19 protein-coding genes and 1 pseudogene are annotated in these 18,874 nt (G+C 69.6%); 15 read left to right on the top strand and 5 right to left on the bottom strand.

The window, feature by feature from the left end; all coding sequences use genetic code 11:
- Positions 1–20 precede the first annotated feature (20 nt).
- Entirely contained in the window at positions 21–599 is a 579-nt protein-coding gene (locus tag ABIE04_RS16930; protein ID WP_354552929.1) for a cysteine dioxygenase, read from the bottom strand.
- A 151-nt stretch (positions 600–750) separates the two neighbouring features.
- Positions 751–1,416 carry an energy transducer TonB gene (locus tag ABIE04_RS16935; RefSeq protein ID WP_354552932.1) on the bottom strand — a complete coding sequence of 222 codons (666 nt, stop codon included), beginning with the start codon at positions 1,414–1,416 and terminating at the stop codon, positions 751–753.
- A gap of 366 nt (positions 1,417–1,782) precedes the next feature.
- Here ABIE04_RS16935 and ABIE04_RS16940 point away from each other — a divergent pair, with 366 nt between their 5' ends.
- The 3 genes from ABIE04_RS16940 (at position 1,783) to ABIE04_RS16950 (ending at position 3,314) form a co-directional block, all read left to right on the top strand.
- Positions 1,783–2,217: a hypothetical protein gene (locus ABIE04_RS16940; RefSeq protein ID WP_354552934.1), complete on the top strand. Its 435-nt coding sequence runs from the start codon at positions 1,783–1,785 to the stop codon at positions 2,215–2,217.
- Between the two features lie 99 nt (positions 2,218–2,316).
- Positions 2,317–2,985 (top strand): PAQR family membrane homeostasis protein TrhA, encoded by a 669-nt coding sequence (gene trhA, locus ABIE04_RS16945; RefSeq protein WP_354552936.1) that lies wholly within the window; start codon positions 2,317–2,319, stop codon positions 2,983–2,985.
- The gene (locus tag ABIE04_RS16950) at positions 2,982–3,314 is read left to right on the top strand and encodes a TfoX/Sxy family protein (protein ID WP_354552939.1); all 333 of its coding nucleotides are present in this window, start codon (positions 2,982–2,984) and stop codon (positions 3,312–3,314) included. Before trhA ends, ABIE04_RS16950 begins: the two co-directional genes overlap by 4 nt.
- 3 nt (positions 3,315–3,317) lie before the next feature.
- On the opposite strand, the pseudogene ABIE04_RS16955 reads toward ABIE04_RS16950, so the two are convergent.
- Together ABIE04_RS16955 and ABIE04_RS16960 are read right to left on the bottom strand one after the other, a co-directional pair.
- Positions 3,318–5,088 (bottom strand): annotated as a pseudogene (locus tag ABIE04_RS16955) (DUF885 domain-containing protein).
- Between the two features lie 63 nt (positions 5,089–5,151).
- Positions 5,152–5,634 (bottom strand): DUF456 domain-containing protein, encoded by a 483-nt coding sequence (locus ABIE04_RS16960; RefSeq protein WP_354552941.1) that lies wholly within the window; start codon positions 5,632–5,634, stop codon positions 5,152–5,154.
- A gap of 106 nt (positions 5,635–5,740) precedes the next feature.
- On the opposite strand from ABIE04_RS16960, the gene ABIE04_RS16965 reads away from it, so the two are divergent.
- A complete protein-coding gene (locus tag ABIE04_RS16965; protein WP_436410399.1) occupies positions 5,741–6,400 on the top strand; it encodes a serine/threonine protein kinase in 660 nt (219 codons plus the stop codon).
- 19 nt (positions 6,401–6,419) lie between these two features.
- Here the strand turns inward: ABIE04_RS16965 and ABIE04_RS16970 are convergent, their stop codons facing one another.
- Positions 6,420–7,196, bottom strand: coding sequence for a ferredoxin--NADP reductase (locus ABIE04_RS16970; RefSeq protein ID WP_354552943.1), 777 nt, complete (start codon positions 7,194–7,196; stop codon positions 6,420–6,422).
- A 125-nt stretch (positions 7,197–7,321) separates the two neighbouring features.
- Between ABIE04_RS16970 and ABIE04_RS16975 the strand changes: the two genes are divergently transcribed.
- The 11 genes from ABIE04_RS16975 to ABIE04_RS17025 all read left to right on the top strand — a co-directional run bounded on the left by ABIE04_RS16975 (position 7,322) and on the right by ABIE04_RS17025 (position 18,873).
- The gene (locus ABIE04_RS16975; protein WP_354552945.1) at positions 7,322–8,077 is read left to right on the top strand and encodes a TMEM175 family protein; all 756 of its coding nucleotides are present in this window, start codon (positions 7,322–7,324) and stop codon (positions 8,075–8,077) included.
- A gap of 294 nt (positions 8,078–8,371) precedes the next feature.
- Positions 8,372–9,349, top strand: coding sequence for a sigma-54 dependent transcriptional regulator (locus ABIE04_RS16980; RefSeq protein ID WP_354552948.1), 978 nt, complete (start codon positions 8,372–8,374; stop codon positions 9,347–9,349).
- Between the two features lie 243 nt (positions 9,350–9,592).
- Positions 9,593–10,987 carry a C2 family cysteine protease gene (locus ABIE04_RS16985; RefSeq protein WP_354552950.1) on the top strand — a complete coding sequence of 465 codons (1,395 nt, stop codon included), beginning with the start codon at positions 9,593–9,595 and terminating at the stop codon, positions 10,985–10,987.
- A 258-nt stretch (positions 10,988–11,245) separates the two neighbouring features.
- A complete protein-coding gene (locus ABIE04_RS16990; protein ID WP_354552953.1) occupies positions 11,246–11,530 on the top strand; it encodes a hypothetical protein in 285 nt (94 codons plus the stop codon).
- Between the two features lie 36 nt (positions 11,531–11,566).
- The gene (locus ABIE04_RS16995) at positions 11,567–13,177 is read left to right on the top strand and encodes a phage tail sheath family protein (protein ID WP_354552955.1); all 1,611 of its coding nucleotides are present in this window, start codon (positions 11,567–11,569) and stop codon (positions 13,175–13,177) included.
- Between the two features lie 10 nt (positions 13,178–13,187).
- On the top strand, positions 13,188–13,715 hold the full coding sequence (locus ABIE04_RS17000) for a phage tail protein (protein WP_354552957.1): 528 nt from the start codon (positions 13,188–13,190) through the stop codon (positions 13,713–13,715).
- 5 nt (positions 13,716–13,720) lie between these two features.
- Positions 13,721–14,458 carry a hypothetical protein gene (locus ABIE04_RS17005; protein ID WP_354552959.1) on the top strand — a complete coding sequence of 246 codons (738 nt, stop codon included), beginning with the start codon at positions 13,721–13,723 and terminating at the stop codon, positions 14,456–14,458.
- Entirely contained in the window at positions 14,455–15,198 is a 744-nt protein-coding gene (locus ABIE04_RS17010) for a hypothetical protein (RefSeq protein WP_354552961.1), read from the top strand. The genes ABIE04_RS17005 and ABIE04_RS17010 overlap by 4 nt, the downstream gene beginning before the upstream one ends.
- Positions 15,195–16,439 (top strand): DUF4255 domain-containing protein, encoded by a 1,245-nt coding sequence (locus tag ABIE04_RS17015; RefSeq protein ID WP_354552964.1) that lies wholly within the window; start codon positions 15,195–15,197, stop codon positions 16,437–16,439. The genes ABIE04_RS17010 and ABIE04_RS17015 overlap by 4 nt, the downstream gene beginning before the upstream one ends.
- Positions 16,436–18,589, top strand: coding sequence for an ATP-binding protein (locus tag ABIE04_RS17020; RefSeq protein WP_354552966.1), 2,154 nt, complete (start codon positions 16,436–16,438; stop codon positions 18,587–18,589). Before ABIE04_RS17015 ends, ABIE04_RS17020 begins: the two co-directional genes overlap by 4 nt.
- On the top strand, positions 18,586–18,873 hold the full coding sequence (locus ABIE04_RS17025) for a hypothetical protein (protein WP_354552968.1): 288 nt from the start codon (positions 18,586–18,588) through the stop codon (positions 18,871–18,873). Before ABIE04_RS17020 ends, ABIE04_RS17025 begins: the two co-directional genes overlap by 4 nt.
- Position 18,874: the final 1 nt, after the last annotated feature.

The raw sequence follows: 18,874 nt of genomic DNA on the forward strand, positions 1-18,874 counted from the left end.
TGTGTGTGGTGTCGGGCAGGTCAGCCGGGCAGGCGGCCGGCGATGACGCTGCGCTGCGGCTGCGCGACCCACCGCCCGGTGGGCTCGGCCTGTTCGTAGGCGAAATATTCTGCCAGGTCGCCGCCATAGACGTGCAGCGAGAGTGCCGTGTCGTGCCGCGACAGGTTGCGGCAGCGATGCGCATGCCCGCGATCGCCTTCGAACCAGACGCCGTCGCCCGGGCCGAGCCAGTTGCGGCCATGCAGGCTCAACTCGCCGGAGTCGGCATCGCGGCGATACGACTGCACTTCCAGCGCGCCCACCAGGGTCATTTCCAGGCCCCACAGGCCGGCGTGGTCGTGTACGGGAGTGGCGTGGTTCGGCGGCCACGCCAGTATCAACACGCTGATCGGCGGCTTGCTGCGCTCGGCCAGTAGCCAGCGTTCGAAACCGTGCCGGCGCTGGCGCAGCGAGGCCAGCCGGGTGGCCAGCGCCGAGGCGTCCTGGTGCACCACGCGGCCCAGTTCGCGCGCCATCGTGGCGAGGTCGGGGTGTTCGACGGCGGCATGCTCGAGCGCGATCGTGCGCAGGGTCTTCAAGGTGTGCTGATGCTTGCCCATGCGTGGAACCTGGCAGGGTGAATGGGCGCCAGTGGAGCATGCGTATCGTTAAAGACGCGTAAGCCGGCGGCATCGCCGCAGGCACTTGCGCGGGCGTGCGGACGGGCATCCGGCCGGCGTGGCCGCCGACCGGATGCCCGCTGCGGGAGCGCTATTCGCGCAGGTCGAACGTCACCGGCACCCGCGCCCATGCGCGTACCGCCTGTCCGTTCACCATCGCCGGCTGGAACCGCCATCCGGCCAGCACCTGCTCGGCGGCGCTGCGGTCGAGCAGCAGGTAGCCGCTGCCGTGCTCCACCGATACCTGCACCGGCTTGCCGGTCTCATCCACCAGCACGCGCAGCAGCACGGTGCCCTGCATGCGCTGCTGCAGGGCACGGGTGGGGAAGCGCAGCGGGGCCGAGCGGTAGGCCAGGCTGGCTTCGACCGGCGCCGTCAGTGCCGGCCCGGGTGTAGTGGCGCTTGGCAGCAGGGTCGGAGTGGCGACCGGCGGTGCGGCGACGTTGCCTTCGGTACTCGGCACGACGGCCGGCGGGTTGGCCGGCAACGGCCGCGTGTGCGCGACCGGCGCGACGGGTGGATGCGGCAAGGGTGTCATCTCGACCGGCGGCGGCGGGGGCAGTGGCGGTTCCGGCTTGACGAAATGGATCGTGGGTATCGGGTCGATCTGTTCGATCGCGTGGAAAAACGCCGGGCCGGTCGGTCGCGAGGCGATCACGATCACGGCAAGGTTGAGTGCGATCGCGGCGCTGATGGCGGCGATGCGTGCACGGTCGGGGTGGGTGCGATGAGCTACGGCCAGGCTTGCGGACGACATGGCGACCTCCTGACTTCGGTGGGGATGTTGCGGCGGTCACGCTGCGCGAGCAGGGGGATCGTGCCGTCGCGACTGCAGCGTATGCCCCGGGCAGGCGGTTGCGCAAGCAGACGGCTGGATGGCCAAATGCCGGTTGGCGGCACTGCGGCCGCGGCGGGCAAAAAAAGCCCCGCGGGGAGGGCGGGGCGGTAAGGGCGGGTGGTCGGGGGAATGCGCACACCCGCAACGGCAGCTTGCGCTGCGGCGGCCCTGATCGGGTGTGGATGCTTCGTGAAGGCGGTTTTCACGCCGGCGCTCGCCGTGGACGCCGCCGTCCTGCAACAATCGGTGCCTGGCAACGGGGCCGGCATGCACCGGGGAACGACGATGAACCTGATCAAATGGGTAGGCGTGGTGGGTCTGGCATGCGGCGGCCTGCTGCCGGGCACGCCAGCGCGGGCCGACGACATTTCCTGCAAGATGAGTTTCCAGTTGTCCGGCTGGTCGGTGTTCTACAAGACCGCCAGTGGCAGCGGCACAGTCCATTGCAGCAACGGGCAGAGCCTGCACGTGAAGCTGCGCGCCAAGGGCGGCGGCCTGACCTTCGGCAAGACGAAGATCACCGACGGCGTGGGCAAGTTCAGCGGCGTCGGCAACGTGCGCGATGTGCTGGGCCACTATGCCAACGCCGAGGCGCATGCCGGCGCGGAGAAGTCGGCCGCGGCGCAGGTGCTGACCAAGGGCAACGTCTCGCTGGCGCTCAGCGGCAAGGGCGAGGGCTGGAACCTGGGCGTGGCGTTCGGCGCGTTCATCATCGAATAACGTGACGGGGTACCGGCGCGGCCATGCGCCACGATAGGCGGGCGCGGGCACAGCCGGTTAAGGTATGCCCAAGCGCCTCGCATTCCCCAGGAGTCCCGCATGTCCGCCACATCCGGCACGGTGATCCCGCGCTACAGCTTCGGCGACGAGCTTGCCAGCAGCATCATCCACGGCCTCGGCATCGTGCTCAGCATCGCCGGGCTGGCGACGCTGGTGGCGTTCGCGGCCCTGCATGGCAATGCGCTGACCGTGGTGGCCTGCGCGGTGTTCGGCACCTCGCTGGTGCTGCTGTACACCGCCTCCACGCTGTACCACTCGATTTCGGCGGCGGCGGCCAAACCGGCGTTGCGCACGCTCGACCACATCGCGATCTACGTGCTGATCGCCGGCACCTACACGCCGTTCACCCTGGTGGCCCTGCCCGGGGCGTGGGGCTGGAGCCTGTTCGTGGCCGTGTGGGCGCTGGCGCTGGCCGGTACCGCGCTGGAGCTGGGTCTGCTCAAGCGTTATCACAAGCTGGCGGTGCTGCTGTACGTGGGCATGGGCTGGATCGGCATGGTCGCGTTCGAGCCGCTCAGCCGGCATCTGCAGACCGGAGGCACCGTGCTGCTGCTGGCCGGCGGCCTGGCCTACACGCTGGGCGTGCCGTTCTACCTGTGGCGGCGGCTGCCGTATCACCACGCGTTGTGGCACGTGTTCGTGCTGGCCGGCAGCGTGCTGCATTTCCTGGCCGTGCTGCTGTACGTGATTCCCGACGCGCCGGCATGAGCGTGCCGGCGAGCCTCGCGGCCCTGCGCCGCGAACTGGAGGATGCGGCCACCCATCTGGGCCGGCCGCACGAACTGCGCTTCAAGCCGATGTTCGGCGGGCTGATGGCCTGGCTCGACGAGCAGCCGTGTGCGTGGCTGACCCCGGGCGGACTGGCGCTGAAGCTGGCGCCGGCCGAGCAGCCGGCGCTGCTGCGGGTCGAAGGCACGGCGCGGCTGATCGCCAAGCCCGGTGCGGCACCGAGCCGGCATTACATCGTGCTGCCCGCCGCCCTCAGCCGCGACACCGTGCAGCTCGCCGCCTGGCTGGCGAAGAGTGCACGGCGCTGACGGTCACGGTTTCTGTCGGGCCGGAATGAACTGCGTGCGCACCGCCTCGGCCAATTGCTCCGGCGGCAGCAGGCCCTGGCCGATCACGAAGTCGTTGAACGCCAGCCGGTCGAACTTCGGGCCCAGCGCCAGTTCGGTCTGCAGCCGCAACTGCTGCAGGCGCATATAGCCGTAGAAATAGGCGGTGGCCTGGCCGGGGGAGTCGAAGGTGTAGCGGTCGATTTCCTGCCGCGCCATCGCCTCGGACAGGCCGACGTCGTGGACCAGCACCGCATGCGCGCGCTCCGGCGTGATCAGGCCCAGGTTGAGCATCGGGTCGAGCCAGGCGCGGGCGGCGCGCATCAGCCGCGCCTGCAGCGCGGCGAACTGGCCGGCCGGCGGCTCGTACGGCAGCATCTCCGCTTCGGCATACAGCGCCCAGCCTTCCACGTTGACGCTGTTGAACGCGAACAGGCTGCGCGCCAGCGACACGCCGCGCTCGACCATCGCCGCGAACTGCAGCTCGTGGCCGGGCCGGCCCTCGTGTGCGGTCAGCGTCCACGCCGCGGCCTTGAAGGTGAAATCGTCGTAGGCCTGGCTGGTATCGCCGGCCTTGCCCGGGTTGCCCATGGTCAGCACGAAGGTGCCCTGTTCGCCATGGTTGTTGACGAACGGCGGCGGGTCCATGTGCGGTGCCGGCACCTGCGCCGCCTCGGCTTCCGAGGCCAGGCGCATCTGCATCTTGCGCTGCGGCAGGGTGACGATGCGCTCGCGCCGGATGATGTCCTCGATGTGGCCGAGTACCTCGTGATACCACGGCACCACCTGATCCTTGCCGAGCTGCTGCTTCTTCAGCGCCTTCATCACGTCACGATAGTCGGTGGCATGGATGCCTTCGTCCTTCGCCACCACCGGCGCCAGCACCTGCAGCATGCCGCGCAGTTCGACGAACTCCAGCTGCGCCTGCTGGATCAGCTGCTGCGGCGGGATGTCGATGCCGACCCGGCGCAGGTTGTACGCATACAGCGGCTCGGGCAGGCGGAAGTCGGCGCGTGCGCGCGGCAGCACGGTGCTGCGCACCCAGCCGCCGTAGGCCTTCAGCTGCGCGTCGAGCGCATCCAGCGCGGCCTTGCCCTCGGCGTTGTCCAGCTTGTACTTGGCGAACAGCTGGCGGATGCCGTCGGTGTAGCGCTGGCTGTTCGCCAGCTTCTGCTCGACCTCGCCCTTGTACGGGCCGAGCAGCGCCCTGTTGCCGAGCCTCTCGATGGTCTGCGCCTTCGCCAGCTCGGTGATCGGCGTGCAGCCGGGCGCCTTGCCCACGTAGCACTGCAACCGCTTCAGCGCCGACGGGCGCCGCGCGGCCGCGACGTCGTCCTTCAGCAAACCGAACTCGCCGCTGAAAACCAGCTGGCCGACATCGGTGTACGGAAGCAGGTACTGGCGGTTGAGGTCGATGCCCTCGATCTGCTCGTTGGCGGCCTTGATCAGGATCTGCAGGTCCTGCCGCACGTTGGCGTCTTTCTCGGTGACCAGCAGCGCCTGCAGCTTCGTTTTCGCCGCGACCATGCCGGCGCGCGCGCGTTCGTCCGCGCCGGGCTTGAGGTCGGCGACCTTCGTCGTAGCCGGCCACGCCCAGCCGCGAGGCCGATTCCGGGCTGAAGCGGACGATCTCGTCGAGCAGGATCTGCGAATCGGCATTGCTGCGCGCGATCCATGCCGGCGGCGTGGTCTGTGCGTGCAGCGAACCGGCCGCGGTCAGCGTGGCGGCAAGGGCGAGGGCAAGGCGTACGGACATGCGTGTTCTCCCGTGGGTGGCCCAGCCTAGGCCGGATCCGCCGGGCCGCCATGTGCCGGAAGCTCAGCCGAACAGCATCGCCAGCCCGAACAGGCCGACCATCACGAACGAGAGCACCAGCTTGACCAGGGTGCCGAACAGCAGGCCCAGCCAGGTGCCGATGCCGACATGGGTCGAGCGCAGCACGCTGGTGCCGGAGGCCAGCTCGCCGGCGAGCGCGCCGAGGAACGGCCCGAACAGCAGGCCCGCGATGCCGAAGAACATGCCCACCAGGGTGCCCAGCGCCGCACCCCACAGGGCCAGCTTGCTGGCGCCCACCCGTTTGGCGCCGAGCGTGCTGGCGACGAAGTCGACGATCACCCCGAGCGTGCCGAGCGCGCCGATGATCAGCAGCCACCACAGGCCCAGGTGCCGGTAGCCGTCCACCGCGGCGGCCAGCCAGATGCCGCCGAACAGCATGGGGATGCCGGGCAGGGCCGGCAGCACGGCGCCGGCCAGGCCGCCGACGATCAGCAGCGCGGCCAGCACATACAACGCGATATCCATCAGTCCGATTCCGTTGGCGCGGTCACATGGCGGGCATGCCGGCCGCACAATCCCAGCCGGTTGAGACACTATGGCATGCAACCGCGCGTCGTTCGCGCCAGCCGGAATCTTCGTGGACGCTGCCAACCCGATCCTGCTCAAGACCGACGAGCTTGGCCGCATCGAGATCGTCGTGCGCGACGGCGTACGGATGATCCGCCGCGACGTCCGCGCCGCGCGATGGTGGGCGTGGCTGGCTGCCCATCGTGCGGCGGCGCGCGAGGCGCGGGCATTGGTCCGCCTGGCGGGGATCGACGGCGTGCCGGCGCTGCTGGGCTGGGATGGCTGCGAACTGCTGCGCAGCTATATCGTCGGCGCGCCGATGCAGCAGGCGCGGCCGCGCGAACGCGGCTACTACCGCGATGCGCTGCGCCTGCTGGCGCGATTGCATCGGCGCGGCATCGTGCACAACGATCTGGCCAAGGAACCGAACTGGCTGGTGCGCGCCGATGGCCGTCCGGCGCTGGTGGATTTCCAGCTCGCCTGGACCCGCGGCCGCCGCGGCCGCCTGTTCCGGCTGCTGGCGCGCGAGGACCTGCGCCACCTGCTCAAGCACAAGCGCACGTATTGCGCGGAGGCATTGAGTGCTCGCCAGCGCGCGATCCTCGACACTCCCGCGCCGCCTTCGCGGCTGTGGCGCGCCACCGGCAAGCGTCTTTACAAGCTGGTCGCGCGTCGCGTGTTCGGCTACTGGGACAACGAGGGCAAGGGGCGCGTGCGCGATTGAGGCGCCCTGCACCTGGAGGCTACTTCTCCACGAACGCCCGCTCGACCACGTAGTCGCCGGGTTCGCGCGTGCGCGGCGAGGCCTGGAAGCCGCGGCCGTCGAGCAGGGCGCACAAGTCGTCCAGCATCGCCGGGCTGCCGCACAGCATCACGCGGTCGGTCGCCGGGTTCAGCGGCGGCAGGCCGGTTGCCGTGCTCATCGCGCCGTCGGCGATCGCATCGGTGATGCGGCCGTGGTGGCGGAACGGCTCGCGCGTCACGGTGGGGTAGTAGATCAGCTTCTCGCGCACCAGCTCGCCCAGGTAATCGTGCTGCGGCAGCTGGTTTTCCAGGTAGTCGGCGTAGGCCAGATCGTCGACCCGGCGCACGCCGTGGGCCAGCACGATCCTGTCGAAGCGCTCGTAGGTATCCGGGTCGCGGATGATGCTCATGAACGGCGCCAGCCCGGTGCCGGTGCCGAGCAGGTACAGGTGCTTGCCTGGCTTGAGGTCGGTCAGCACCAGGGTGCCGGTGGGCTTGCGCGTGACGATCAGCGGATCGCCGGGCTGCAGGTGCTGCAAGCGCGAGGTGAGCGGGCCGTCGGGCACCTTGATCGAGAAGAACTCCAGGTGTTCCTCCCAGCTGGCGCTGGCGATCGAGTAGGCGCGCATCAGCGGACGGCCGTCCGTTTCCAGCCCGATCATCACGAACTGACCGCTGTCGAAGCGGAAACCCGGGTCGCGGGTGGTGCGGAAGGAAAACAGGTTGTCGTTCCAGTGCCGCACGTCGATCACGTGCTCGGTTGCCATTGCCACCATGGTCGGTCGTCTCGCGTTGTTGCCGTATCGGGGAGTCGGGGTCTGCGCACGCGATCGCCCGGCGGTGCCGGATGATGAGACTCGCGGGGAGGGCGGCGGTGCCGCGGTGCCTTGCGAGCGCCGGGATGAGCGCGGCGACGGAGCGCCAAGGATACGCGATCCGCCGGCTCCCTGTCGCAGACTCGGGCCGCGATCTGCGGCATCATGCGGCATTCGGCCACGGGGGAATGGGCAAGATGGGCAATCGCGTCAGGGAACCGATCTCGGATCACCACGTCGGCCAGCGCCATCTGGATCGGCTGGTCATGTTGTCCGACGGCGTGTTTGCCATTGCCATCACGTTGTCGGCGATCGAGATCCGGCCGACAGCGGCGCCGGGGCAAGCGCTGTGGCAGACCTGGTCGACGCCGCTGCTGATCTATTTCCTGAGTTTCTTCCTGATCGGTACGGTATGGGCCTTCCATCGGCGCATCGTCGCGCACCTGCGCGACATCGACCCGATCGGTACGGTGATCAATCTGCTGCTGCTCAGTCTGGTGGCACTCATGCCGGTGGTGATCCGCTTCGTGTTCGAGGGCTTGCAGTCTGGCCAGGGATTGCTGGTCTACGGGATTGCGCTGGGGGCGACCTATGCGTGCATGGCGATTCTGTGGCTGCATGTCGCGTTCATTGCCGGGCTCGCGCCGGATCTCGCGCCGGAAAAGGCGCGCAAATGGTTGCTGGAAATGGTCGCGGGGGCGCTGATCTTCGCTGCGCTCGCCTTTCATGAGGCCCATTTTCGCTGGGCATCGCTGGCCCTGACCCTGCTTGCGCTGGTACTGCTGGCGGCAAAACGGCTGCCGGCCCTGCGCAGGCCTGACCGGCCCGACGCCAGCGCGTGACGCGCCGGTAACCCCGTCCAGCGGCTAGGCGGCTGCGATCGGCGCCGGCCCCGGTCCGGGTGACTCCGGCTCGTTCCGGCCCGGACAGGGCGATGTACTACACCCGCCAGCGGACAGGTACTACAGACAAGAACATGCTTGGACTGCAGCACCGAAACTGCGCATACTCCATCGTCGCCGATGATCCAGCCCTACAGGGCCGGATCGCGATGGCACCAGGGGGATTTCGCGGCACGCCGATAGCTGGCGTGCGGGGGTTCTTGCTGGTTGCTTCGGGGGCGGATGATGCCGGTCATGCTCGGCCAATCCAAGGCGATTCAGGCGGTGCGGGCGCAATTGCAGCGCTACGCCGGCTGCGACGTGCAGGTGCTGATCGAGGGCGAGACCGGCACCGGCAAGGAGCTGGCGGCGCGGGAGATCCATTACGCCAGTGCGCGCCGCGACCATCCGTTCGTGCCGGTCAACTGCGGCGCGATTCCCGACAGCCTGATCGAGAACGAACTGTTCGGGCACGGTCGCGGCGCCTTCACCGACGCCAAGGCCGCCCAGCCCGGCCTGATCGACCATGCGCGCGGCGGTACCCTGTTCCTCGACGAGGTCGACACGCTCTCGGACAAGGGCCAGGTGACCCTGTTGCGCTTCCTGCAGGACAACGAATACCGCCCGGTGGGCGGCGGCGCGGCGCGGGTGTCGGACGCGCGCATCATCGCCGCCACCAATGCCAGCCTGGAGCGCCAGGTGGCGATCGGGCGCTTCCGCCGCGACCTGCACTACCGCCTAAACGCGCTGTATCTGCGGCTGCCGCCGTTGCGCGAGCGCGGCGACGACGTGGCCCTGCTTGCCGCGCATTTCATCGATGCCGTCGCTGCCCGGCTGCGCGGGCCGGCCAGGCGATGGGGCGAAGATGCCTTGCAGGCACTGGTTGCATATGCCTGGCCGGGCAACGTGCGCGAACTGGACAACATCGCGTTGCGTGCCTACATGGGCAGCGAGGGGCCGATCATCGGCCTGGCCGAACTGGTGGCGGCGGAGCCCGCATTCGCCGGTGCGGAGTCGACGCCGCGACGCCGCGCGAACGAGCCGGGCCTCCACTTCAGCGCAGCCAAGCTGCATGCCATCCGCAAGTTCGAGCGCGACTATCTCACCCAGCTGATGCAGCAGGCCTGCGGCAACATCAGCGCCGCCGCCCGCTTGTCCGGTACCGAGCGCCGCCAGCTCGGCAAGCTGCTGCTGAAACACGGCATCGAGACCAAGCAGTTTCGCTCGCACTGATCCGCAAGTCCGGCATCGCCATCCCGCCCGGGTGAAATCTTTCCCGCTGCGTCAGCGAAACGGGTCATCGCCGACCCGGCTGCGGCGTGCCCTCGTCCCGCCAACCCGCATGGCGGCTCCTTCGATCGTCTTTCCGCGATGGCACGCATGTTGCGTCGATTCCCACGCGCACGGGCAACGCCCGTCCGGGATCGAGCCCGGCACGGCGCGTCGCAGGGCCGGCAACCGTCAAGGGAGATCGAAATGGCCACCTCGAAAACAGCGAAGTCCAAAGCGGCACGGTCGGCCGTTGCACAAGGCCAGCACTGCGCCGTGATCAATCCGTACGCGCTGGCCGACCTGGTGTCGGGGCAGCGCATACCGTGGAACGACCTCCCCGACCCGGAGCGGGTGCTGGAACAGGTGCTGGCCACGCCGTACGAGGAACTCTTCGACCCGAAGTACGGCGGGCCGCTCTACGTCGGGTTGAAGCTCAACGAGCGCAACGAACTCGTGCAGGAGCGTTCGCCGCTGCTCGATGTCCAGCCCGCCAGGGACGGCGACGATTCGAAGCCGGGCGGCCTGGAAAACCTTGGCGAGTATTCGACTCTGGCCGAGATGGCGCGCGTGGAAGACTTCAAGTCCATCCTGACGTGGCCCATCCTTTGCGGCGATCTGTCGCGCCATGCGCGCCTGCAGATATCGCTGCGCCTGCCGAGTGCGTTGCGGACATGGCAACTCGGCAACGCGCTGTCGCCCGACGTCGTTCGCTCGATCACCTTCGACCCCAAGGTCGTCGCCAACGTGGATTCCGGCTGGACGCCTCCGGGCGGGCATTGGGCCACGGCCGGCGATTTCTTCCACGAGACCGCCGAGTTCTTCGATCCGGTGCAGGGTGCGGTGGCCAACTGCTACTACATCGCCTCGCTGTCGGCGATCGCCTGGGCCACGCCGTTCCGCCTCGCCCATCTCACGCGGGCGACCGGCATGAGCCAGGCTCAGTTCAACGACCAGATCAATTTCTGCAAGCCCGATTCGGGCGGGGCGCTGGACAAGGCGATCCAGGTGACCGAGGCCGTGCCGATGACCGCGGGCGGCAATCCGATCTACTGCCGTTCCAGCGAAAGCGGCGAGAGCTGGCCGGCCATTTACGAAAAAGCCTACGCCAAGCTGAAGACCGGAACCGCCACCGACATGCCCGACATCACCAAGACGGCTTGGGGCGACTGTGTCTGGGCGACGGCCCAGCTCAACGGCGGCACGCGCCATTACTACGACACCGCCAGCCGAAGTGCCGACGACCTGTGGCAGATCCTGCGTTCGAACTGCCTGTCGTACCGGACTTTCAATCCGATGACGGCATGGACGTATTCGTCCGGCGATGCGTCGCCCGACCACGTCGACTATGCCAGTGCCCACGTGGTGGGTTCGCACTGCTACACCGTGCTGGGCTGGGCGTACCGCAACTGCCGGCGCTGGATCGTGCTGCGCAATCCCTGGGGTAATACTGAGGCGACCAGCAGTATCCTGGATGCCACGATCTCGATGTACGACGTGAGCTGGTGGCGACCGATCACACTGAAGAACAACGACGGGGTGTTCGCCATGGAGATCGGCGCCTTCAAGAAATATTTCGCCGGATTCGGCACGGCGCATTGAACCGGGCCGGGCCACTCAGACCATGTGCGCAGCATTCACCGGGCTGGCAGATACGGCTCTTCCGATGCAGCCCGCGGTGGCGCGTGTACGGGCTTCCCCGGGCCGGGTGCAATCACTCCCGCTGCGCCTGCAAATCGGGTCAATTTTGACCCGGGGTCTCGACCATGCCTGGGCTCAAGCCACGGTGTCAGCCCATTCCGCCATCTTCGACGACTGGCATGCTCGTTGCCTGAGTCTTCGCGTGTGCAGAGGGGTGTCATGACGAAGCAGCCATGCACTAGCGCGACAGCGGAAGACGAGGGCGAGATGGAGATCGAGCGTTCGGTGCTCGCGTATCTGCATCGTCACCCGCAAGCGGCGGACACCCTCCGCGGCATCGTCAACTGGTGGCTGCCGCGGCAGCGTTACGAGAGCGGCTGCATGCGCATCGAACGCGTGCTCGACCGGCTGGTAGGCGAAGGGCAGCTGCATTGCGACCCGTTGCCGGACGGCGAAGTGCTGTATGCGTTGAACGACCACACCAAGCCGCCGCAGCCGAACTGACTGCGACACGGGTTTTCACGACGGAGGACCGATCCCATGCCATCTGCGCTCACCTATCCGGGCGTCTACATCGAGGAAATCCCCAGCGGCGTCCGCACCATCACCGGGGTGGCCACCTCGATCACCGCCTTCGTCGGCCGCGCCGCCCGCGGGCCGGCCGACGCCGACGCGGAAAGCCCGGTCATCATCAACAGCTACGGCGATTTCGAGCGCAACTTCGGCAGCCTCGACCCGGCCTATCCGATGGGCTATGCCGTGCGCGACTTCTACCTCAACGGCGGCGCGCAGGCGGCGATCGTGCGGCTGTACAAGGCCAGTGGCGGCAAGCCGGCCAAGGCCGCGATCAAGATCGCCAACCTGCCACTGGAGGCCGCCTCGGGCGGCAGTTGGGGCAACCAGCTGCGCGCGCGCGTCGACAGCAACGTGTCCGCCGATATCGCCGCGCGTTACGGACTGGCCGCGACCGACCTGTTCAACCTGACCGTGCGCGATCTGGCCAGCGGCACCCAGGAAAGTTTTCTCAACCTCAGTGTGAAGGAAAGCCCGCGCCGCGCCGATCGCGTGCTGAAGGCGGGTTCGTCGCTGGTGCGTGTGGCGTCGTCGCTGACGCTGCCTGCCACCACCGTGCCCGCGGCGCATCTCGATCCGGATGCCGGCAAGACCGTGTGGGAGCAGGACAAGTCCTCCGCCGGCGTGGCCTCGGCCGACCAGGCCGCGGACAGCGCGGCCCTGGACGACGCGGCGTACCTGGGCGACCCGGACGCCAAGACCGGCCTCTACGCGTTGAAGAAGACCGATCTTTTCAACTTGCTGTGCATCCCGCCCGACCTGCGCGACGGCAACACCTCGGCCACGGTGTACCAGAACGCGCTGGCGTTCTGCGTGGAGCGGCGCGCGCTGCTGATCGTGGATGCGCCGGCCGAGTGGTCCGGCGCCGGCACGATCACCCAGTCCAGCAACGCGGCGTTGACCGCGCTGGGGCTCAACGGCGATGCCGCGCGCAACGCCGCGCTGTACTTCCCGCGGGTGATCGAGTCGGACCCGAAGCGCCAGGGCCAGCTCGACACCTTCGTGCCCTGCGGCATCGTCGCCGGCGTGATGGCGCGCACCGATACGCAGCGCGGCGTGTGGAAGGCGCCGGCCGGCATCGACGCGGCGCTGAACGGCGTGCAGGGGCTCGCCGCCACGCTCAACGACGCCGAGAACGGCATGCTCAATCCGCTCGGCGTGAACTGCCTGCGCAGCTTCCCGCTGGTCGGCCCGGTGCTGTGGGGCTCGCGCACGCTGCGCGGTGCCGACCTGCTCGCCGACGAATACAAATACGTGCCGGTGCGGCGGCTCGCGTTGTACGTCGAGGAAAGCCTGTTCCGCGGCACCCAGTGGGTGGTGTTCGAGCCGAACGACGAGCCGCTGTGGTCGCAGATCCGCCTCAACGTGGGCGCCTTCATGCAGAACCTGTTCCGCCAGGGCGCGTTCCAGGGCAAGACGCCGAACGACGCCTACTTCGTGAAGTGCGACAAGGAAACCACCACGCAGAACGACATCAACCTGGGCATCGTCAACATCGTGGTCGGATTCGCGCCGCTCAAGCCCGCCGAGTTCGTGGTCATCCAGCTGCAGCAGATGGCCGGCCAGATCCAGTCCTGAGGAAACCACCATGGCTCAGTTCAGCGTCAATGCGCAGCGCTTCGATCCGTACAAGAACTTCAAGTTCCGGGTGAAGTGGGACGGCCGCTACGTGGCCGGCGTCAGCAAGGTGTCGGGCCTCAAGCGCACCACCGAGGTGGTCAAGCACCGCGAGGGCGGCGACCCCAGCAGCACGCGCAAATCGCCCGGGCGCACCGAGTACGAGGCGATCACCATCGAGCGCGGCGTCACCCACGACACCGAATTCGAGAAGTGGGCGAACAAGGTGTGGAACTTCGGCGCCGGACTCGGCGCGGAGGTCTCGCTGAAGGACTTCCGCAAGGACCTGATCCTGGAGGTCTACAACGAGGCCGGCCAGCTCGCGCTGGCCTACAGGCTCTACCGCTGCTGGGTCTCGGAATACCAGGCGATGCCGGACCTGGACGCGAACGCGAACGCGGTGGCGATCCAGCATCTCAAGCTCGAGAACGAGGGCTGGGAGCGCGACGTCGGCGTGCCGGAGCCGGCCGAGCCGAGCTTCACCGTGCCCGCCGGCTGAGCGCCATGCACACGCCCACGCCCGCGCAGCTGCTGCAGGTCTGGGAACGCGGGGGCGACCCGTCCGCCGCGGCACGCGGGCTGTTGCTGCTCGGCTGCTGCTGCGACGACGAAGGTTCCGCCGATGCATTGGCGGCGCTGCCGCTGGGCCGGCGCGACGCACGGTTGCTGGAGTTGCGCGAGCGCCTGTTCGGCGCCGCGATCGACGTGGTGGCGACATGCCCGCAATGCGCGGCCACGGTCGAGGCGACGTTCCGCGGCGACGACCTGCGGCTGCCGCAGGCGGAAGCCGCCGCGTCCACGCTGGAACATGCCGCGCACGGCATCCGCGTGCAGTTCCGCCTGCCGGACAGCCGCGATCTGCTGGCGCTGGAAAATTGCGGCGATGCCGAAGCCGCGCGCGCGCGGCTGCTCGAACGCTGCGTGCTCGACGCGCGATCCGGCGACGCGGCGCGCGAGCCGCGCAGCCTGCCGCACGAGCTGCAGGCGGAGCTGGCGCAGGTGATGGCGCAAGCCGACCCGCAGGCCGACCTGCAACTGGCGTTCCGCTGCCCGGACTGCGGTAACGAATGGCAGCCGCTGTTCGACGTTGCCCGCTTCCTGTGGCAGGAACTGCACGCCTGGGCGCTGCACATGCTGCGCGAAGTGGACACGCTGGCGCAGGCCTACCACTGGGCCGAGGCCGACATCCTCGCCATGAGCCCGCGCCGCCGCCAGGCCTACCTGGAGCTGTGCGCGCCATGAGCGATTTCCTCGACCGGTTGGCGGCACGCGCGATCGGCAGCGAAACGGCGCTGGCGCCGCGGCTGCCGTCGCTGTTCGAACCGCTGCAACGCGCGCCGATCATGCCGCCGGCCGATGCGGGCGAGGTGCCGGCGCACCATCGCGACATGGCTTCGGCGGCACCCACCGTACCGATCGCCGCGCCGTCGCCGCGGGAGCCGGCGCGCGCTGCCGAGTCGATGGAACGGAGTGCTGCGCGCGTCGTGCCGGTGGATCGCACGGCCGCACCGGCGCCGGCATGCGCCGCGGCGAACTTGCCGCACGAGCCGAGGCCGTCGTCGCCGATTGCGCCTGCGCCCGTGCCTTCCGTCGTCGAACGATCCGGCACACCGGTTGCGCCGGAACGTCAGGCGGTCGGTTCGTCGCCGGTGCAGCCGCGGCAGGTGCACGTCGCGCCGGCCCGGCAGGAGACGGCGCGGACGCCAGCGCCGGGCGGCGCCTTGTTGCCCGCGCCCGCACCGGTATTCGCCGCGACGCGCACAACGCCCGCAGGATCCGGGCGTACCGTCGCCGCGCGGGCCGCTGCTGCGCGAACCGAAGGCAAGGCCGCCGCCGCAGTCGAGCCGGTGGTGCACGTCAGCATCGGCCGGCTCGAAGTGCGCGCCGCACCAGCCGCGGCGGCGCCGTCGCACCGGCGCGAGGAACCGCGGCCGAGCAGCCTCGACGACTACCTGCGCCAGCGCGGCAAGGCGTCGCCATGAGCAACGTGCTGGCGATCGCCGCGACCACGCGCACGCTGCGCAACCTGCTGCTGGCGCAGATGCCCGCGCTGGATGCCGAGCTGAGCGACCTGGAAGTGACCCTGCAGCCGCCGGACGTGGCGCGCAAGGGGATCAGCAAGGCGCAGCTCAACCTGTTCCTGTACCAGGTGGTCGCCAACGCTGCCTGGCGCAACCTCGACCTGCCCGGCCAAGTGCGCCCCGGCGAGACGGCGCCGCCGCCGTTGGCGCTGAACCTGCACTACGTGATTACCGCCTGGGGTCGCGGCGAGAACGACAACGACGCGATCAGCCACCGCGTGCTGGCCGCCGCGATGAGCACCCTGCACGACCGCGGCGTGCTCGACGGCAACGACATCCGCAACGCGCTGCCGGACAACGACCTGGCCGGCCAGATCGAGCGCGTGCGCGTCACCCCGCTGCCGCAGAGTGTGGACGAGTTGTCCAGGCTGTGGACCGCGTTCCAGACCAACTACCGCGCCTCGGCCGTCTACGAGGCGGCGGTGGTGCTGATCGACAGCCAGACGGCGATGCGCGCACCGCTGCCGGTGCTGCGGCGTGGCCCGCAGGACCGCGGCGTGATCGCCACCGCGTCGGCCGCCGCGGTGCTGGATGCGCTCGACTACCCGCGCCATCAGGCCGCCGTGCGCCTCGGCGAGGACATCGTGCTGAACGGTCGCCAGCTCGCCACGGATCATGCGCTGGCCCGCTTCAGCAGCCTGCGCCTGGACGCGCCGGTCGAGATCGCGCCGCTGGCCGGCGAGGCCGCCGGCACGTTGCGCGTACATCTCGCCGACACCGCCGACGATGCAGACGCCGCCTCGCGCTGGGCGCCGGGCATCTACACCGTGGCCCTGCTGGTGCAGCCGCCGGGACTCCCGCCCCTGCTCAGCAACGAGTTGCCGCTGGCGCTGGCGCCGCGCATCACGCTCGGCTCGCTCGCCGCCGCGGCCGGCGACTTCGCCTTGAACCTCACCTGCACACCGCGCATCCGCGACGGCCAGCGCGTGTTCCTGCTGTTCGGCGATCGCCTGCTGGCGCCGGCCAGCCTCGGCAACCCCGCCGACACGCACCAGCCGACCGCGCTGCTCTTCCAGCTCACCGGCGTGGCCGCGGGTACGTACACCGTGCGCCTGCGCGTGGACGGCGCCGACAGCATCCCGGTCGAGTTCAGCGGCGGCGTGCCCGCGTTCGCCGCGAACCAGCAGGTGGTGGTGTCATGAACGACTACGCGCCGTGGCTGGAAGCGAACGACCGCTACCTCGCCGGTGCGCTGGCCGACCTGCGTGTGCGGCTGGAGCGCGCCGCGCAGCGGCACGACACACCGGCTGCAGCGCCGGCGGCACCGGCTACCGCGCTGATGGAAACCGCGCCGGCGGTGAGTGCGCCGGCCGGGCCGAAGCATTCCTGGGTCGCGCGGATCTTCAGCGGCCAGCACGCACCGCCGCCGCTCGCGGCGATGGATGCCGACGAACCGTCCGCCGCGCGACCGATCGTCGCCACCATGCCGGGCGGCGCTGCGGCCGCCCCCGCAGCAGGCGCTGACGAAGGCGACCACACCCCTGCGCTGGCCGTGCTTGCGAACCGCCTCGGCCTGTCTGCGTTCGAGCGCGACGTGCTCCTGCTGTGCATCGGCATGGAACTGGACACGCGTTTCCCCGCGCTGTGCGCGCAGGCCCAGCACGATCCAGCGCGGCCGCACCCCACCTTCGCGCTGGCCTTCGCCGTGCTCGACGCGCCGAGCTGGGATGCGCTGTCGCCACAGCGGCCGCTGCGCTATTGGCGCCTGCTCGACATCCACCAGCCCGGTGCGCAGCCGCTGATTGGCGCGGCGCTGAGTGCCGACGAGCGCGTGGTGAATTTCGTCAAGGGCATGAACTACCTGGATGACCGGCTGACGCCGTTGCTCGCCGCCTTGCCGCCGGCCACGCTGCCGCCGTCGCAGCAGGCGATCGCCGACCAGCTGCTGGACAGCCTGCGCCACGTGTCGGCGGGCGAGCCGCTACCGCTGGTGCAGCTGCTGGGCAGTGACAGCGTGAGCAAGCAGGCGATCGCGCAGGCCGTCGCCGCCGCGTTCGGCGCCCAGGCGTACCGGCTCTCGGCCGAGCTGCTGCCGGCCGCGGTGGGCGAACAGGAAACCCTGCTGCGGCTGTGGCAGCGCGAAAGCCAGCTGCTGCCGCTGGCGTTGTACCTCGACGCGGCTGAAGTCGAACGCGGCGATGCCGCCGCGGCGTGGGTCAAGCGGTTCCTCGCGCGCACCGGTGGGCTCGCCTTCGTTGACGCACGCGAGCCGTGGGCGAGTGCGGCCACGCAGGCGCTCAGTGTCGACGTGGCCAAGCCCACCGCCGTGGAGCAGCGTTCGCTGTGGCAGCGCCTGCTCGGCGACGTCGCCGGCGCGCAGCCGCAGCAGCTGGCCGGCCATTTCGATTTCAACCTGGGCAGGATCGAGCAGATCGCGCACAGTGCGCTGGCGGCGGCCGAGGACAGGCCCGTCGCGCTGGCGCCGACGCTGTGGCAGGGCGCGCTGGCGCATACCCGGCCCGCGCTGGACCAGCTCGCCCAGCGGATCGAGCCGAAGGCCGGCTGGGACGATCTGAAACTGCCCGACGGCGAGAAGGCCCTGCTGCGCCAGATCGCCGACCAGGTCGCCCAGCGCACGACCGTCTACGACGACTGGGGTTTCCGCCAGCGGATGAATCGCGGGCTGTCGATCAGCGCGTTGTTCACCGGCGAAAGCGGCACCGGCAAGACCATGGCGGCCGAAGTGCTGGCGCGCGAGCTGGGCCTGTCGCTGTATCGCATCGACCTGTCGGCGGTGGTCAGCAAATACATCGGCGAGACCGAGAAGAACCTGCGCAAGCTGTTCGACGCGGCCGAGGGCGGCGGCGCGATCCTGTTCTTCGACGAGGCCGACGCGCTGTTCGGCAAGCGCAGCGAAGTGAAGGACAGCCACGACCGCTACGCCAACATCGAGGTGAACTACCTGCTGCAGCGGCTGGAGTCGTTCAGCGGGCTGGCGATCCTGGCCACCAACATGAAGGGCGCGCTGGACAGCGCGTTCCTGCGCCGGCTGCGCTTCGTCATCAACTTCCCTTTCCCCGGCACGGCCGAACGCCGCGCGATCTGGGCCTCGGTGTTCCCGGCGCAGGCGGCGGTGGGCGCGCTGGACTTCGACCGGCTGGCGCGGCTCCCGCTCACCGGCGGCAGCATCCAGGGCATCGCGCTCAACGCGGCGTTCATGGCGGCCAAGAGCGGCGTTCCGATCGGCATGCCGCTGCTGCTGGATGCCGTGCGCACCGAGTACCGCAAGCTGGACAAACCGATCAACGAAGCGGACTTCCGCTGGCGGGAAAGCGCCGGAGGCAAGCCGTGAGCATCGAACTGCACATCGAGCGGCTGGTGATCGACGAAGCCGCGCTCGGCGGCGAGCACGCCGCCGGCGTGCGTGCCGCGGTCGAGCGCGAACTGGCCCGGCGGCTGGGGCAACCCGGCGTCGTCGACGCGCTGCGCGGCCTTGGTGCGGTGGACACGCTGCCGCCGGCGACGCTGCCGCCGGCCAGCCGCCCGCACGACCGTCTCGGCCCGCGCATCGCGACGGCGGTGCAGCGCGGCCTCGGCATCACGCCCGCCGCGCGCGTCGCGGGCAAGGAGCAGTGAC

The sequence above is a fragment of the Rhodanobacter soli genome, assembly GCF_040548735.1.
GTDB lineage: Bacteria > Pseudomonadota > Gammaproteobacteria > Xanthomonadales > Rhodanobacteraceae > Rhodanobacter > Rhodanobacter soli_A.